The sequence below is a fragment of the Streptomyces canus genome, assembly GCF_001514145.1.
Taxonomy (GTDB): domain Bacteria; phylum Actinomycetota; class Actinomycetes; order Streptomycetales; family Streptomycetaceae; genus Streptomyces; species Streptomyces canus.
The window spans coordinates 360,892-376,251 of the sequence record NZ_KQ948664.1; the positions used below are offsets into that span (position 1 = coordinate 360,892).

The 15,360-nt window shown below is 71.4% G+C and carries 15 protein-coding genes; 9 read left to right on the forward strand and 6 right to left on the reverse strand.

Annotated features, from left to right (window positions below):
- Nucleotides 1-113 precede the first annotated feature (113 nt).
- A complete protein-coding gene (locus AQJ46_RS28690; protein ID WP_059208306.1) occupies nt 114-587 on the forward strand; it encodes a DUF7144 family membrane protein in 474 nt (157 codons plus the stop codon).
- A gap of 195 nt (nt 588-782) precedes the next feature.
- On the opposite strand, the gene AQJ46_RS28695 is transcribed toward AQJ46_RS28690, so the two are convergent.
- The 3 genes from AQJ46_RS28695 to AQJ46_RS28705 form a co-directional block, all read right to left on the reverse strand.
- On the reverse strand, nt 783-1,154 hold the full coding sequence (locus AQJ46_RS28695) for a DUF6479 family protein (protein ID WP_059208307.1): 372 nt from the start codon (nt 1,152-1,154) through the stop codon (nt 783-785).
- Between the two features lie 7 nt (nt 1,155-1,161).
- On the reverse strand, nt 1,162-1,560 hold the full coding sequence (locus AQJ46_RS28700) for a luciferase domain-containing protein (protein ID WP_059208308.1): 399 nt from the start codon (nt 1,558-1,560) through the stop codon (nt 1,162-1,164).
- A gap of 96 nt (nt 1,561-1,656) precedes the next feature.
- Nucleotides 1,657-2,436 (reverse strand): class I SAM-dependent methyltransferase, encoded by a 780-nt coding sequence (locus tag AQJ46_RS28705; protein WP_059208309.1) that lies wholly within the window; start codon nt 2,434-2,436, stop codon nt 1,657-1,659.
- Nucleotides 2,437-2,842: 406 nt separating this feature from the next.
- On the opposite strand from AQJ46_RS28705, the gene AQJ46_RS28710 reads away from it, so the two are divergent.
- The 4 genes from AQJ46_RS28710 (at nt 2,843) to AQJ46_RS28725 (ending at nt 6,753) form a co-directional block, all read left to right on the forward strand.
- The gene (locus tag AQJ46_RS28710; protein WP_059208310.1) at nt 2,843-3,553 is read left to right on the forward strand and encodes a DUF4328 domain-containing protein; all 711 of its coding nucleotides are present in this window, start codon (nt 2,843-2,845) and stop codon (nt 3,551-3,553) included.
- A gap of 50 nt (nt 3,554-3,603) precedes the next feature.
- Nucleotides 3,604-4,698, forward strand: a complete 1,095-nt coding sequence (locus AQJ46_RS28715) for a sugar ABC transporter substrate-binding protein (RefSeq protein WP_059208311.1) — start codon at nt 3,604-3,606, stop codon at nt 4,696-4,698.
- A gap of 95 nt (nt 4,699-4,793) precedes the next feature.
- Nucleotides 4,794-5,999: a sensor histidine kinase gene (locus tag AQJ46_RS28720; protein WP_059208312.1), complete on the forward strand. Its 1,206-nt coding sequence runs from the start codon at nt 4,794-4,796 to the stop codon at nt 5,997-5,999.
- A gap of 94 nt (nt 6,000-6,093) precedes the next feature.
- On the forward strand, nt 6,094-6,753 hold the full coding sequence (locus AQJ46_RS28725) for a response regulator transcription factor (RefSeq protein ID WP_059208313.1): 660 nt from the start codon (nt 6,094-6,096) through the stop codon (nt 6,751-6,753).
- Between the two features lie 196 nt (nt 6,754-6,949).
- Here AQJ46_RS28725 and AQJ46_RS28730 read toward each other — a convergent pair whose 3' ends face one another.
- The gene (locus tag AQJ46_RS28730) at nt 6,950-7,297 is read right to left on the reverse strand and encodes a hypothetical protein (RefSeq protein WP_059208314.1); all 348 of its coding nucleotides are present in this window, start codon (nt 7,295-7,297) and stop codon (nt 6,950-6,952) included.
- 118 nt (nt 7,298-7,415) lie between these two features.
- Here AQJ46_RS28730 and AQJ46_RS28735 point away from each other — a divergent pair, with 118 nt between their 5' ends.
- Genes AQJ46_RS28735 through AQJ46_RS28745 form a run of 3 tightly spaced genes read left to right on the forward strand, consistent with a single transcriptional unit; the run spans nt 7,416 to nt 9,415 of the window.
- Nucleotides 7,416-8,063, forward strand: a complete 648-nt coding sequence (locus AQJ46_RS28735) for an RNA polymerase sigma factor (protein ID WP_079072453.1) — start codon at nt 7,416-7,418, stop codon at nt 8,061-8,063.
- Nucleotides 8,060-9,058, forward strand: a complete 999-nt coding sequence (locus AQJ46_RS28740; protein ID WP_059208316.1) for a CU044_5270 family protein — start codon at nt 8,060-8,062, stop codon at nt 9,056-9,058. Before AQJ46_RS28735 ends, AQJ46_RS28740 begins: the two co-directional genes overlap by 4 nt.
- Before the next feature lie 36 nt (nt 9,059-9,094).
- Nucleotides 9,095-9,415, forward strand: a complete 321-nt coding sequence (locus AQJ46_RS28745) for an antibiotic biosynthesis monooxygenase family protein (RefSeq protein ID WP_059208317.1) — start codon at nt 9,095-9,097, stop codon at nt 9,413-9,415.
- Nucleotides 9,416-9,460: 45 nt separating this feature from the next.
- On the opposite strand, the gene AQJ46_RS28750 is transcribed toward AQJ46_RS28745, so the two are convergent.
- Nucleotides 9,461-11,032 (reverse strand): carbohydrate-binding protein, encoded by a 1,572-nt coding sequence (locus AQJ46_RS28750; protein WP_107117344.1) that lies wholly within the window; start codon nt 11,030-11,032, stop codon nt 9,461-9,463.
- Nucleotides 11,033-11,158: 126 nt separating this feature from the next.
- On the opposite strand from AQJ46_RS28750, the gene AQJ46_RS28755 reads away from it, so the two are divergent.
- Nucleotides 11,159-11,776, forward strand: coding sequence for a phosphoribosylanthranilate isomerase (locus AQJ46_RS28755; protein ID WP_059208318.1), 618 nt, complete (start codon nt 11,159-11,161; stop codon nt 11,774-11,776).
- Nucleotides 11,777-12,370: 594 nt separating this feature from the next.
- On the opposite strand, the gene AQJ46_RS28760 is transcribed toward AQJ46_RS28755, so the two are convergent.
- Nucleotides 12,371-15,235 (reverse strand): golvesin C-terminal-like domain-containing protein, encoded by a 2,865-nt coding sequence (locus AQJ46_RS28760; protein WP_059208319.1) that lies wholly within the window; start codon nt 15,233-15,235, stop codon nt 12,371-12,373.
- Nucleotides 15,236-15,360: the final 125 nt, after the last annotated feature.

Consider the following 15,360-nt stretch of genomic DNA (forward strand, 5'->3'; position numbering starts at 1 on the left):
CCTCCCCCTGCGGCCGCACGCCCGGCGTCACCCGAACGGCCCACTCCCGTGGTGACCGCCCCCGCTGCGCCCGATGGTCGAAGCACATCGACCCCGAAAGGCGGGACACGGTCATGACGCAGCAACCGCACGCCACACAGCCGTCCGCGGGCACAGCATCGACCCCGGCCCCGACCCCCGCGCCGGGTCTCGGCCCAACCCCCACCGAGACCGCGTGGGCCACCGGCGGCGTCGTCTTCGCCGGTGTGCTGATGCTGGTGAAGGGCGTCCTGGCGATCTTCCAGGGAATCTCCCTGCTCGCGAAGGACGATGTCTGGTCCCGCGTCGGCGACTACGTCTACAAGATCAACCTCACCGGCTGGGGTGTGATCCTCCTCTGCCTGGGCGCCCTCGCGGTCGTCACCGGCGCGTTCGTCCTCAGGGGCGCCGCCTGGGCCCGGATGACCGGCATATTCCTGGCCTCGCTGAGCATGATCGCCCAGTTCCTCTTCCTGCCCTACGCCCCGTTCTGGTCGCTCATCATGGTCGGCGTCGACTTCTTCGTGATCTGGGCGCTGGCGGTGTACAAGCCGGAGAGGCGGGTCTGATCGATCCCGAACGCGGGGCGGACAGCGGCGTCGGCATGAGGCGTGCCGCACTCGGCCCACCGCATCGGGCGCCGGGGACGTCGACGACGGGGTCGCGTGCTCCCGCGCGAGGCGATGGGGCGGCACCACTGAGCGGCGGGGGCTGACCTCGTGGCGGGGCAGGACCGCGTGCGTGCCCGGCCGCCCTCGGGCCGGTCACACGTGGCCGAGGCCGCCGCTGCCGAAGCCGCCGCTGGAGCCGGGCAGCCAGCGTTTGCGGTCCTGGTCCTTTCCTCGTCTGCTTCCCGAGTGATGGAGCTGGTACGGCATCAGCCGTTCCTGCTCGTCCGCGGTGACCGGCAGCTCGTCCGGCTCGCGCATCTCCCGCATCTCACGGATCGGCCCGGTCTCCGGGAGGTGCGGCTGCTCCGTGCTGAGCGGCCGTGGAAGCTCCCGGTCCTGGACCCGCATGCCGAACACCACGGCACACACCAGCGCGCCGGCGATGAACAGTCCACCGGCGAAGGCGGCGATCACGTTGATTACTTCGCTCGACGAGGCCGCCAGGACAAACGTCGCGGTACTCATACTCCGATTATCGCCCAATCGGGGCGAAAGGGGAGTCCCGAGGGACCACCGTGACCCGGTGGAAGTTGCACACGGCCGGGCCGACGGGCCCGGTCCCCGCCTGGTGGGCCTTCAGGGCCACGCTGACCAGGCTCATCAGCAGATCGACGTCGGTCTCGCAGTCGAGGTGGACGGTGACCCAGCGGGAACCCGGCAGCAGCCGGACCGCGGTCGATTCCTGGAGGTCGTCGTGGAATCTGCGGATGGCCGGTTCGGTGAGGTGCAGATCCACGTCCCGCCCCGGGTGGAAGTGCACGATCTCGCTGTGCCCGGAGCGCAGCGCCAGCCCTGCCCCGCAGCTGGGCAGGCCCGTGCTGAGGTCGGACCACGCCTCCAGGCGCTCCAGGGCGCGCTCGGCCAGAGTCATGCGCCCATCGTCGCCCGCTCACCGCCTCGCAACCAGAGGTTGAGCGAAACGTAACCGGGGCGTGAGGTGTCGCACGGGCCTCGCTCGGGGTGTGGTTCACGTCGTTCGTCCGCGTACGGCCCAGGCGCGTGCCGAGAGGGGGATCGAACCGTCGGCGGCGGTGGGGGCGGCCGCGCGCAGGGCTTCGCGCAGGTCGTCCCGGGCGGCCGGGGGGAGGGTGGTGACATAGCCCGGCGCGGGGCCCTGTCCGGCCAGGAAGGGGCCCCACAGATCGGCGAAGTCGGCGAAGACCGTGGGGACTTCGATCGCGCGCACGATCACGTCGGCGAGTCCCGCGGTCGTCCACAGGTCGTGCAGCGGCTGGGGACGACAGCCGGGGAACCGCAGAGCCTCGTCCAACTCGGCCGCGGCCGGGTCGAGTTCGGCGGCGGTGTCCCAGAAGAGACGCACCATGCGCATCCCGTCGGCGTAGTCCCAGACGTACCCGGCCACCACAGCGCCGCCCGGCCGGACCGCGCGGGCCATCGCGGTGACCGCCGCCGCGGGGTCGGGCAGGAAGTTCAGGGTCAGCCCGCTGACCGCCACGTCGAAGGAGCCGTCCCGGACGGGAAGCGCCATGGCGTCCGCCACGACCCCGGACCGGCCCGCGCGGACGAAGCCCTCGGAGCGGTCGCAGCCCACGACCAGGCCGGGCCGGCAGCGCTCCCGGACCACGGCCGACAGCACCCCGGTGCCGCACCCCACGTCCAGCCACCGCAGCCCGTCCGGACGGCCGAGCCAGGCGGTGAACTCGCGCGCGACCGCCCGGCTCCAGCGGCCCATGTAACGGTCGTAGGCGGCGCCGGACGCCCACACGTCGTATCGCTGTCCGTCCATGGCTCCCACGATCCTCGCCCCACGGGCTTTCTTCTCGGCTTCTCGCCTTCGGGCCCGCCGGGCATCCTGCTTCTCCACGGGACCGGCCGGGCTCGCTCCTGCCTTTCCGCGCCGCTCCTTGCCGTTCCACCTGGACCGCCGGGCTCCGTGTTCCACCGCCAGGGCCCGCCGGGCATCTTGTTTCCCCACCCGGCCCCGCCGCTCCCTGCCTGCCGCGGGCCACGCCGGGGCTCGCTCCCTGCCTTTCCGCCGGGGTGGCCGGCCGCCTGTTGCCGTCGCCCTTTCACCGCAAGGGCCCGCCGGGGCACCCCGTTTCTCCGCCGGACCCCCCGAGAACATCCGCGTGAACCGATTGCCGGGTTCGGGACGATGAGGGGGTGAACCAATCGTTCCGAAGGGGGACTCCGTGAGTGAGAACACCGTCCGGCCCGCCGTGCGCTCGGCGCGTGGCTCCGCCCGCCTCGCCGTCGCCGGGCTCGGGCTCGCCGGTGCCGCCTACGCGCTGCGGGCCGTGTGGGACATCCGGCTCGCCGTCGCGGGGGAGCCCGCCTCCGGGCCGCCGAACCAGGGCGAGGGCCGGCACCGGCCGCTGAACGCCCTGGAGGACTCGTACCACCTGGTCAGCACGGCCGGAAGCCTCCTCACGCTGGTGTGTGCGGCCCTGTTCATCGGCTGGCTGGGGCGGATGCGGGACAACGCGCGGGCCCTGTCCGGCGAGCGCCCGCGCTACTCCGGCATCTGGGTCTACGCCGCCTGGTTCGTGCCGATCGTCAACCTGTGGTTCCCGCGCGGCATCGTCGCCGACATCCACCACCAGAGCGCCCCGGACCGGAAGCTGCCCGTCGTCGTGAACGTGTGGTGGGCGCTGTGGCTGCTCGGCATGGTCACCGGGCTCGGCCTGATGTACGACGGCGACACGGACGACCTCATCGCCCGCGCCTACAACGGCGTGACCACGCTGCTGGTCGCCGATCTCGCCGTCGTCGGCGCGGCCGTCGCCGGGATCCTCATGGTGCGCGCGCTGACCGCTGTACAACGTGTGTACATCGACGGCCAGTTGCGTACGCCGAGTGGCGATCCCTTGAAGGAAGTCGTCAGGGTGTTTGATCGGGATTGAGGGCACTTACTGTTGCGCCTACGTGACAGCCCCCCACCCACAGGATCGCCATGCGCCCCATCCCCCCCGTCATGGCCGTCTGCGTGTCGGCCCTTCTGCTCACCTCCTGCGCAGTGGGCAGCAGCGACACCGCGGTGAGCCCCAAGAAGGGCGACGACATCACGCTGGGGCTGCTGCTCCCCGACCGGGACACCAGCCGCTTCGACCGGTTCGACTACCCGCTCATCAAGAAGGAGGTCGCGACCCTCACCCGCGGCAAGGGCAAGGTCAGTTACGCCAACGCCGGGGCGAGCGAGAAGCGGCAGAGCCAGCAGTTCCAGCAGATGGTCACCGACAAGGTGGACGTGATCCTGGTGGACGCGGTGGACGCCAAGGCGATCGAGCCGGACGTCCAGAAGGCGAAGGACGCGGGCATCCCCGTCATCGCCTACGACCGGCTCGCCCAGGGCCCCATCGACGCCTATGTCTCGCACGACAACGAGCTCGTCGGCGAGGTGCAGGGCCGGGCCGTCGTCGAGGCGCTCGGCGACAAGGCCGAGACCAGCAAGATCGTCATGATGAACGGCTCCCTCGCCGACCCCAATACCGCCCTCTTCAAGAAGGGCGCGCTGGACGAGCTCGACGGCAAGGTCGTCATCGCCAAGCAGTACGACACCAAGGACTGGCTGCCGTCGGTCGCCAAGGCCAACATGAAGGCGGCGATCGCCTCGTTCGGCCTGAACAACATCGCCGCCGTCTACTCGGCCAACGACGACATGGCGGGCGCGGTCATCGACGAACTCAAGGAGGCGGGGGCCACGAAGATCCCGCCGGTGACCGGGCAGGACGCGAGCCTGGCCGCGGTGCAGCGGGTCGTCTCGGGCGAGCAGTACATGACCGTGTACAAGTCCTTCCTGCTGGAGGCGACCAACGCGGCGCAGATCGCGGTGTACAAGATCCAGGGCCGCGACCTCCAGTTCGACGCGCTCATCCGCGACAAGGTCAACAGCCCCACCCAGAAGGACATCCCGTCCCTGCTGGTGCCGGTGGTGGCTCTGACCAGGGACAACATCCAGCAGACGGTGATCAAGGACGACGTGTACACCGTGAAGCAGATCTGCACCGCCCAGTACGCGGCGGACTGTGCGGCGATCGGCCTCAAGTAGGGAGGGAGTACAGCAGGCTGTACTTTCCGACTCCTGGCCGTACTGCGAACTCCTTTTCCGCCTAGGGTCGTTGTCCTCCAGCCGAGGAGGTTCGGATGGCCACCGCCGACGTCAAGAGCCTTGCCGTGGCGACCGCCACGACCGCGGCCGCCGCGCTCGGCCAACTGGTCTCCGGACTCGGTACGGCCGTCCTGGCACCGTTCGTGCTGCTGTGGCTGATGCTGGCGCCCGGCGGGGTGCGCGTGCTGCACGCCCTGGCCGGCATGGAACGCGTCCGGCTCGCGCGGTGGGGCCCCGAGGTCATCGCCCCCGCGCCCCCGCCGACGCGGCTGAGGGCCGCCCTCGCCGACCCCACGACCCGGCGTGAACTGCTGTGGCTGGTCCGGCATCTGGTCGCGGGCCTGCCGTTGGGACTGCTGGGAATCGTCCTGCCGGTGCTCGCCGTACGGGACGCCGCCTTTCCGCTGTACTGGCGACTCGCCCCGAAGGACGCGACCGCCACGTCCATCGGGGTGGGCGTCGCGCACTCCTGGCCGGACGCCCTGGCCGTGTGCCTGCTGGGCGTGGGCTGGATCGCCATCATGCTGGGGCTCACGCCCGGCATGGCACGGCTGCAGGCGAGCCCGGGGCGCCGGCTGCTGTCGGCCGGTCCAGACGCCGATCTCTCCCTGCGCGTCGCCGAGTTGACCGCCACTCGGGCCGCCGCGCTGGACGCCCATGCCACCGAACTGCGGCGCATCGAGCGCTCGTTGCACGACGGCACGCAGAACCGGATCGTCACGGTGACCGTGCTGCTGGGGGCCGCCCGCCGTATGGTCGCCCGCGATCCGGCCGGGGCCGACGAACTCCTGGAGCGGGCCCAGTCCGCGGCCGAACAGGCGCTGGCCGAGCTGCGGACCGTCTCGCGCAGCATCCTGCCGCCGGTGCTCTCGGACCGGGGGCTGGCCGGGGCGCTCACGGGGCTCGCGGCGGAGAGCGCGGTGCCGTGCACGGTCGACGTCGAGGTGCCGCGGCGATGTGCGGCCTCCGTCGAGGCGACCGCGTACTTCGTCGCGGCCGAGGCGCTGACCAACATCGCCAAGCACAGCGGGGCGTCCCGGGCCACGATCACGGTGCGCGCCCCCGGCTCACGGCTCCTGCTGCGGATCACGGACGACGGCCGGGGCGGCGCCGACGAGCACGCCGGCTCCGGCCTCACCGGCATCCGCCACCGCATCGCCGCCCACGACGGCACCCTCCACCTGACAAGCCCACCGGGCGGCCCGACGCTACTGGAGGCGGATCTGCCGTGCGGTGCGTGAGCGGCCGTGCGGGGTGGGGCGCGGCCCTGTGTGAGGACGCTGTTCGCCCGGCGAGTGTGTCGGGTGGCCCGATGAGCCCGGAGAGGGAACTGTCATGCGGATCGTGATCGCCGAGGACGACCCGCTGCTGCGGGAGGGGCTCGCCCTGCTGCTGCGTGCCGAGGGGCTGGACGTGGTCGGCACCGCCGGCACCGCCGAAGGGGCGCTCGACGCCATCGACGCGCACAAGCCCGACGTGGCCATCCTCGACGTACGGATGCCGCCCACGCACACCGACGAGGGGATCCGCGCGGCCGTCGAGGCCCGGCGGCGCAGACCCGAACTCGCCGTCCTCGTGCTGTCCGCCTACGTCGAGCAGAGCTTCGCGACCGAGCTGCTGACCGGCGGGGTCGGCGGGCTGGGCTATCTGCTCAAGGAACGGGTCGGCCGGGTCGAGGAGTTCCTCGACGCCCTGCGCCGGGTGGCGTCCGGCGGTACTGCCATCGACCCCGAGGTCGTCGCGCAGTTGTTCACGCGGTCCCGTCAGGACGCGCGACTGGAGCGGCTCAGCCCGCGCGAGAAGGACGTACTCGCCCTGATGGCCGAGGGCCTGGGCAACAGCGCCGTAGCGGAGAAGCTGTTCGTGACCGACGGGGCCGTGCACAAGCACATCCGGAGCATCTTCGCGAAGCTGGACCTGGCGCCGACGGACCAGGTGGACCGGCGGGTGGCGGCGGTGTTGCGTTACCTGGAGGACGCGCGCAGGGCCCGCTGAAGTACAGCCTGCCGTACAGGGAGTCGGGGCCGGCTGGGCCCGCCCAAAAGGTGACCCGCGCCCAGCGCACACGAACGGGCTCCCGGCGCCTCCCTCGTCGCCCCGGGAGCCCGTTCCGGTGCTTCCCCTGGTGCTGTTCGTCGCTCGCGCCGGATCGGATGTCGTTTCGCCGCAGAAATGTCGACGGGGCTCGCGGCTACTTCTGCGCGCCGCCCGCGAACTGGAGGGAGATGCGCCGCAGCACCTCCGCGGAGGTGTCGGTGCGGCCCGCGTCGTGGACCTCGGCCAGTTGTACGAAGGCGAACGCGAAGCAGTTGGCGATGCTCGCGATGGCGGGCCCCAGCTCCTCGGCCACGGCGTCCGCCGCCGCGAGGCCACTGGCGTCCGCGGGCAGGTGGATCCGTGGCAGGGTCTCCACGAGAAGCGCGGAGATCGCCCCGGTCAGCGCGGCCTGCCGGTCGGGGTGTTCGCGGACCTGCCGTCGCATCTCCAGTGCCTCGGTGAGGATGCCGACGACGTTCTGCATGACCTCTCGCTGCTCCATGGACGCAGCGTAAGCGCTCCGCGGGGAGGCTGGGGCGGGGCGATGTCGGCGGCGTGTGCCGCGAGGCGTGTGTCGTAGAGCACAGGAACTCCGGGGCGGGGTGCGGAGCGTTACGGGTGTGAGGGAAACAGAAGTGGCGGAACCGGACCGGGCGCGGATTCGGGGCGGGGACCGGGCGGCGTTCGGGGAGTTGTACGACCGGTACGCGCGGGCGGTCTACAACCACGCCCTGCGGCTGACCGGGAACTGGGCGGAGGCCGAGGAGGCGATGTCCGAGACCTTCCTCGCCGCCTGGCGGACGAGGGAGACGGTGGAGCCGGAGGGCGGTTCGCTCAAGCCCTGGCTGCTCGGCATCGCCACGCACAAGGCGTACAACGCCAACCGGGGTCTGCGGCGCAGGCTCGCCTTCCTGGCCCGCAGTCCTGAGCCGCGCCCGGTCGAGGACTTCGCCGAGGAGTCGGCGGGCAGGATCGACGACGCCCGCCGACTGGCCGTCGTGCACCGGGCGTTGGGCCGGCTCGGACGGCGGGACCGTGAGGTGCTCGCGTTGTGCGTGTCCGCCGGGCTCGACTACCGGCAGGCCGCCGAGGCGCTCGGCGTCCCGGTCGGCACGGTGCGCTCCCGGCTGTCCCGCGCCCGGGCCCGGCTCGCGCGACTGAGCGCGGAGGAACAGGGGCGAACCGGGATGGAACCACCCCGGGCCCACGGAGAGATGGAGAGTGAGGCCGCGCTCGCGGCCCTGTTCCTGCGGGAGGAGACCCGATGAGCGAGGCCGAGGAGCTGTTGTCGACCCCGGCGGAGTGGGACCTCCCGCCGGAGCGCCACCGTCACTTCAAGGACGTACTGATGCAGCAGATCGATCACGACACAGCGGTCACGCCCCGGCGGAGCCGGCTCCTGCGGCCCGCGGTACTGGTGCCGCTGGCCTCCGCGGCCCTGACCGGCGCCCTGCTCGTGACCCTCTCCGTGGACGGCGGTGGCCCGGCGACCGGGCCCGCCCCGTCCGCGACCGCGGCCGGCGCCTCCGTCACCCTCAACCGGATCGCCACGGCCGCGATGGCGAGCGACACGGTCCGGGTGCGGGACGACCAGTTCGTGTACGTCAGGACGCTGGTTCGCGAGAACACGGGCGCCTTCACCGGCCCCATAAGGCTCGGCGCCCTGCACACCGAGGAGCGCTGGACCTCCCAGGACCCCGGCCCGCTCCGTGTCACCGGGTGGATCAGGGCCAGCGGCAAGGACGCGATCATGCCGGGCCAGATGGGCCCGATCGAGTCCACCGACCCCGTCCCGGTCGGGGTCGACCACCCCACCTACCGGTGGCTGGCCTCGCTGCCCACCGACCCCGACGCCCTGCTCGCCAGGCTCCGCGAGGAGGCCAGGCCGGTCGAGGGCGAGTCGCGGGACCAGGCGGTCTTCTCCCTGATCGGTGACCTGATCGGTGGCACCGTCATGCCGCCCGCGAACGCGGCCGCCTTCTACCAGGCGGCCGCGAAACTGCCCGGTGTGCGGGAGATCCCCGACGCCGTCGACGCGGCCGGCCGCCACGGGATCGCCATCACCCTCGACGACACCGGCTTCGCCACCCGCTACGAGTGGATCTTCGACAAGGAGACCCTCGCCCTGCTCGGCGCCCGCTTCTACATCACCGACCCGGACCGGGGCATCACGACCGAGACCCTGGCCGGCACCAGCGCCGTGATGGAGACCGCCGTCGTCGGCGCGAAGGGCGAGGTGCCTGCCCGGGCCGCGGCACGCTGACGTCCCTCTGATGCCCTTTGGCGCACAATTGGCGCCATGAGCATCGTCAAGATCAACGTACTCACGGTCCCCGAGGAGCAGCGCGAGACGCTGGAGAAGCGGTTCGCCTCCCGCGCGGGGACCGTCGAGAACTCCGACGGATTCGAGTGGTTCGAGCTGCTGCGGCCCGTCGAGGGCACGGACACCTACCTCGTCTACACGCGCTGGCGTGGCGAGGAGGACTTCCAGAAGTGGATGTCCGGGATGGCACAGGCCTCGCACGGGGGCGGCGGCGAGCAGGGCCGCCCCAGGCCCGCAGCATCCGGCTCGACGCTGTGGACCTTCGAGGTCGTCCAGCAGGCCGCGCCCAAGCAGTGACGGCGAAGGGACCCCGGGTACGGATCCCGGGGTCCCCGCCGTGTCCTACAGCGTGACCTGCTTGCCGCCGAAGGTCACGACCAGGCTGCCGTTGGAGGCGAAGGACCAGCCCAGGGCGCCCGCGTAGGTGGAGCAGCGGGAGCCGTTGGTGCCGGACCAGAACTGGTTGGAGCTGTCGGCGTCACCGGCGTACCGGTCGTTGGCGCCGCTGTTGCACGAGGTGTTGCCGCGGAAGACCGAGGTGCCGGTCTCGAAGTTGAAGTTGCGCTCGGTGTTGGCGACGGAGACGTTGCTCGTGATGGTCATCGAGCCGGGGTTGCTGTTGTAGGTGAACCCGTGATGGCCGTTGCCGTAGGCGACGCTGTGCTGCACCACGTGGTTGACCGCGATGTCGTCGCCGCCGAGCTTGTAGCCGTTGCGGTCGCCGTTGCCGGCCTGGGAGCCGTCGCTGAGCGTGCCGTTGCCGTAGGACAGCGAGTACTCGATGGTCACCGGTCCGATCGCCCCGGTGTCGGTCTTGGTGTAGAGGTCCCAGCCGTCGTCGATGTTGTTGTGCGAGACGGCGTACCGGAACACGTTCCCGGTGCCGGTGGTGAGCTTCGCGGCGAAGCCGTCGGCGTCCTCGCCGTCGGAGTCGGCGTTGTCGTGGGACTCGGCGCTCAGGATCAGGTTGTTGGCCGGCCACTGGCTCGCCGGGGTGGAGGAGGCCATCCGGCCCAGCTGGAGGCCGGTGTCACGGTTGAAGCGGGTCACCGTGCGCTCGACGACGTTGTTGCTGCCGCCGACGTAGATGCCGTTGTCCCCGGCGCGTTCGACGACGAGGCCGTAGATCTTCCAGTAGTTGGCGTTGAGCTGGATCCCGCGGTTGGTCGAACTCTCGGTCTGTGCCGAGAAGTTGAGCACCGGGGTCTCGCCCGGGTAGGCGGAGAGCGTGGTGCGTGCGGACGAGGTGCCGTTGCTGCCGGCCGGGATGGTCACCGTCGAGGAGTAGGGGTACGTCCCACCGCGCATGTAGATCGTGCCGCCGGCGGAGATGCGGCTGATCGCCGAGGTGAGGGTGGTCGGGGCGGTCACCGTGCCGGCCGCGCCGTCGGTGCCGCTCGGTGACACGTACAGGGCGCTGCTCGACGGCGGCGGGGTCGTCGTGCCGGATGTCTCGGCGTCCAGGTAGTCGACGTTGGGCAGGCCGTTCGCGGTGGTCGGGTTCAGCCGGACGGTGTTGCTGCCCGAGTTCACCGGGACGGTGAGCGTCTTCGTGGTCCAGCCGGTCCAGGTACTGGTGGACTCGAAGGACGCCGACGAGACCGTCGAGCCGTTCACGATGATGTCCGCGGGGCGGGCGGTGGTGGTGCCGTTGGCGAAGCGGACGCTCAGGGTCGCCGTGCCCGATGCGGGTGCGGACACGGTGAACTGGGCGTACGCGCCGGTGGCGTTGGTGCCGTTGCAGAATCCGCTGCCGGAGTATCCGGCGTACTCGGTCTCGATGGCTCCGGTGCAGGTGGCGGGCGCGGACTCGGCCTCGTAGCGGGTGGTGGCGGCCTGGGCCGTGGTGCCGGACAGTGCGACGAGCGTGCCGGCGATGAGGCCGACGGATGTGATGACTGGTCTCAGGTGCATCGTTCGTCTCCATGGTGTGCGGCGACGGGGGCACGTATCGTTCGGAAGGTAAGCGCTTGCCATGGTCGCGTCAACGGTTATGTATGTGATCGTTGTTCATGGACGCGAATTGGATACGGTGGCGGCATGACGCTCTTCGTGAAGATCTGCGGCCTGAGGACCGAGCAGGACGTCGACACGGCCGTCGAGGCCGGCGCCGACGCCATCGGGTTCGTCTTCTCCGACAGCCCGCGCCGCATCGACCCCGCGACGGCGGCGCGGCTGGCCGCCCGGGTGCCCGAGAGCGTCATGACGGTGGGGGTGTTCCGCCGCGAACCCCTGGAGTACGTACGGTCCGTGGCCGTGGAGTCGGGGATCGGGGCCGTCCAGCTGCACGGACCCGAGGACCGCGACTACTACGCCGCACTCGCGACCGGCGGCTGGACCCTGATCCGCGCGGCCGCCTTCGGCGACTCCGTGCCGCGCTGCGGGGAACTGGGCGAGGACATGCTGCTGCTCGACGCCCCGGTGCCGGGGTCCGGCATCGCCTGGGACTGGTCCCGCAAGCAGGTGGCCGGCGCCGGCGAGAAGTGGCTCCTGGCCGGGGGCCTCACCCCGGAGAACGTCCGCGAGGCCGTCGACGTCACCCGCCCCTGGGGCGTCGACGTCTCCAGCGGCGTGGAGGCGAGCCGCGGCGTCAAGGACCCGACCCTGATCACCACATTCGTCGAGGCCGCGCGGGCCGGGGCCGACGCCAGGGGGTGAGCCCCTGAAGCCGAGGGGGTCGGGTAAGGCCGCCACCGGGTCGGTCGAGCGGTGACGTGGGATGCCCGGTGCCGTCGGCTTACGCGTGGTCGTGGGTCGGCCGCCGGCCGGTGCTGGCTCGGTCCGTTCGTTGGCCGAGCGGTGTCGTCGGCCGGCCTGTCTTCACGGATCGGCCGTTGACCGAGTCGTCCGTCGGCCTGTGGTCGTGGGTCGGGCTGCTGGTCGTGCCGTCTCGGCGCGTTCGAGGGTTGGCAGGTGTCGTTGGCGAGCCCGTGTTCGCAGGTCGGCCGTTGGCCGGTGGTGGTTGGCCCGTTCGTCGGTATCCGGTGTCATCTGCGGGTGTGGGGCCGCAAGTCTGCCTCTGGCGGTGCCGCCTCGGTCCGTTCGGCGGCCGGCGGGCCTGGGCCCGGGGGGATCGGCGTTGGCCGGTGTCGTCGGGCGGCGCGTATTCGTCGCCCGGTGCCGCTCGGCCCATTCGTGAGGTGGCCGGTGCCGCCCGCTGGTGCGTGCCCGCGGATCCGCCGTACACGCCACAGCGCCCGCCGCCGGTCAGATCGACCGGGGCGGGCGCTTCGGAGTTCGCTCCCTCGCGGGTTACTTCTGTGTGGACGGGGACGGGGACGGCGTGTCCGTCGGTTTGCCCTTCAGCGGGACGAATGCCAGCGCGTCCCAGGCGATCGAGGCGTCGCCGGTGCCGTCCGCCGTGGCCGAGGTCAGGGAGACGCTCGGGGTGCCCTTGAACTCGTAGGAGCCCAGGGAGACCCAGGTGTTCTTGCCGCCGGTGTCCTGGGAGATCGTCTTCTCCACGACCGTGCCGTCACCGACGTCGATGCGGTATGTCGCCGACGGGGTGTTGGCCTCGTGGTCGGGCAGGTGCACCATGACCTCCGCCCAGCCGCCGAGCTTCCGGTCAGGCGTCCACGTGCCGGTGACGACCGAGTCGGTGTAGCTCGGCACCCGGGTGTGGGTGAGCCAGAAGTGTCCGCCGAAGCCCGCGCCCAGCTGATGGAAGTCGATCTTCGAGGGGTACACGGTCGCGCCGTTCTGCTGCGCCGACCCGAAGGTGAACTTCAACGTCCCCCGGCTGGTCCAGTTCTTCTCGCCCGCACACGGGTTGGCGTCACCGACCCGGAACTTCACCGTGTTCGGCACGTCGTCCACGATCAGCGCGTTCGCCGGGAGGGTGGACGCGCAGGCCGCCGGGTGCGGAGCCGCGACCGCCGGCTCGGGGTCGGTCGCCTGGTACTTCAGCACCTCGGTGCCGCAGGTGGTCGTGCAGTCCGTCCAGCTCACCGGCTGGTGCCACCAGCACTTGAAGTCGTCCCGCTGACAGGGCCCCTCGGGCTGGCTCGACCCCTCGACCTTGCGCGGCTTGGTGACGTCGCAGTCGTTGAGCGTCGGCTTGCAGAACGTGTCGTGCGGCGGCTGGGCGTCGGGCGCGTTGCCGGTGGGCCAGTCGCCGACGGTGAACGCCCGCACGGTCGCCCCGGTCGCCGGGTCGGTCTTCTGCTGGGAGTAGGCCGCCCAGCCGAGCACCCGCTCCGGGTACGACCACAGGTTGGGGTTGCGGGCGTCGTCGTAGCCGGACGACAGGAACATCTTCCGGTCGGCCGGGTAGATGCCGTTGGCCGGGTTGTTGAACCAGCCCAGACCCCACGGGGCGCTCGCGTCGGTCGCACTGGGCAGGTTGAAGCCGCTGTTGTAGGCCCACAGCGCGAGCCACCAGTTCTCCAGGTACTGCGGGTCGCCCCCGTTGACGAGCAGACCCTTGTCGTACAGCTGGTTCCACTTGTCCTGGAGGATCTGGAGCCCCGCGGCGATGTTGGCCGCGTAGTCCACGGTGATCGCCTGCTGCTGCTCGGCGGTGTACGTGGTGTCGGCCTTCGCCATGCCGCTGGTCACCTGCGAGATGCCGTAACCGCAGTCGGCGGCCGCCCAGTTGACGGTGTGGACGCTGCCCGCGTTGCCGTAGTAGCCGCCCTGGATGAAATTGCTGCTCTCGCCCGCGGCCGCCCGGGAGCTGGCCTGGAGCAGGTTGGACTCCTGGGAGAGCACCCCGAGCATGATCTGCGCGGGCACCCGGCCGCCGCCCTTGAGCGCGGTGGACGGGAACAGGCCCTGCGGGGTGTACGACGGGAGTTCGCTGCCGTTCCAGCCGCTGCGGCGGCGCACGTCGAGCTTGCCCTGCACGGCGAGGTCCGTCGCCCACTCGGCCTGCGCGGTCGAGGGCTGGAGCGACTGGAGCTTCGGGTCGTTGCGGGTGACGGCGCAGGCGCGGTCGGGGTCGGTGGTGGAGGTCGACGGGTCGTCGTCGCCGGGGGTGATGCTGTTGGTGTGGATCCCGTCCGTCAGGGCCGGGGACTGCTCATCGCCCTGAGTCCCCTTCGGCGTCTTGGGCTTCACCCGGAAGCCGAAGGAGGTGTCGGAGCCGGGCACCACCGCGTTGATCCCGACCGACTGGGCGATGTCCGCGGCGGCCTTCCTGCCGCCGGCCGCCTCGGTGCCGTTGCCGACGGAGGTCAGCGCGAGGTCCCCGGTGGTGGAGACCTCGGCGGAGGCCGGCACGTCCAGCGTCCGCCAGCTCTTCGGCAGGGTCGGCACGGCGTCCTCGGCGTCCTTGCCGGTCACGAAGACCCGGCCGCCGTTGCCGTGCACCGCGAGGGCGCCCAGCGCGCCGGAGCCGAGGAGCTTGTCGGAGCCGGCCGAGGTGACCCGACGGACCTGCACCTTCTTCCCGGCCGGGACCTGGTAGGCGAGCCCGCTGTGCGCGTCCGGCACCAGCCGGAACGGCGTGCCGTCGGTCCTGGCCAGGGTGCTGGTCGCGCCCTTGGCGTCCACCGAGACCACGGAGTCGCCCCGGGCTGCCGCGATCCTGTTCCCGAAGGGCACGGCGGAGGTGAGCTGACCGGCGACGGTCTGCTGGCCGACCAGCTCTCCCTTTTGGGCGTCGACGGTGAGCAGTTGTGTGCCGGTGCCCTCGGGGCGGGTGAGGACGGCCTGTTCGCCGTCGCCGCAGCCGGGGTTGAAGTAGGCGAGGGAGACCAGCTCGGGCAGCTTGGTCACGGTGCCGTCGGCCAGGTCGACCACGGCCGCGAACGCGCCCTGCTGGAAGCCCTGTTGGTCGTTGACGGCCTGCCGGGGCGCGTAGACCACGACGGCACGGTCGCCGGACCCGGTCACACAGGTCTGGCCGATCCACTGGTCGGTGTCGATGCCCGGCTCGGACAGGGTGGCCGCGGTGTGCCACGTGTAGGCGTCGGCCGCGTCGGCGACCAGGACGTGCAGCCCGGTGCCGTCACCGTCGTAGGTGACGATCCGGTCGCCGGACTTCTGCCAGCCGGACGGCAGTTGGGAGGTGTTGGTGACACGGTCCCCCGGTGTCGGGGTGGCCGGGTCGGAGGGGCTGGTCAGGGCCGCGGACGCGAGAGGGGCGACGAGGGCCAACGCCAGTACGGACATGCCCGAAGCCGCGAGTATTCTCCCGCGCCGGCTTTTCGGCACCCAGCGGTGCCTTCCTCCTGGATATTCACGAGTCGTGCGCAAGGAATTCCGCCTGGATTCATTTGTGAAGGTCGGTTACCGGC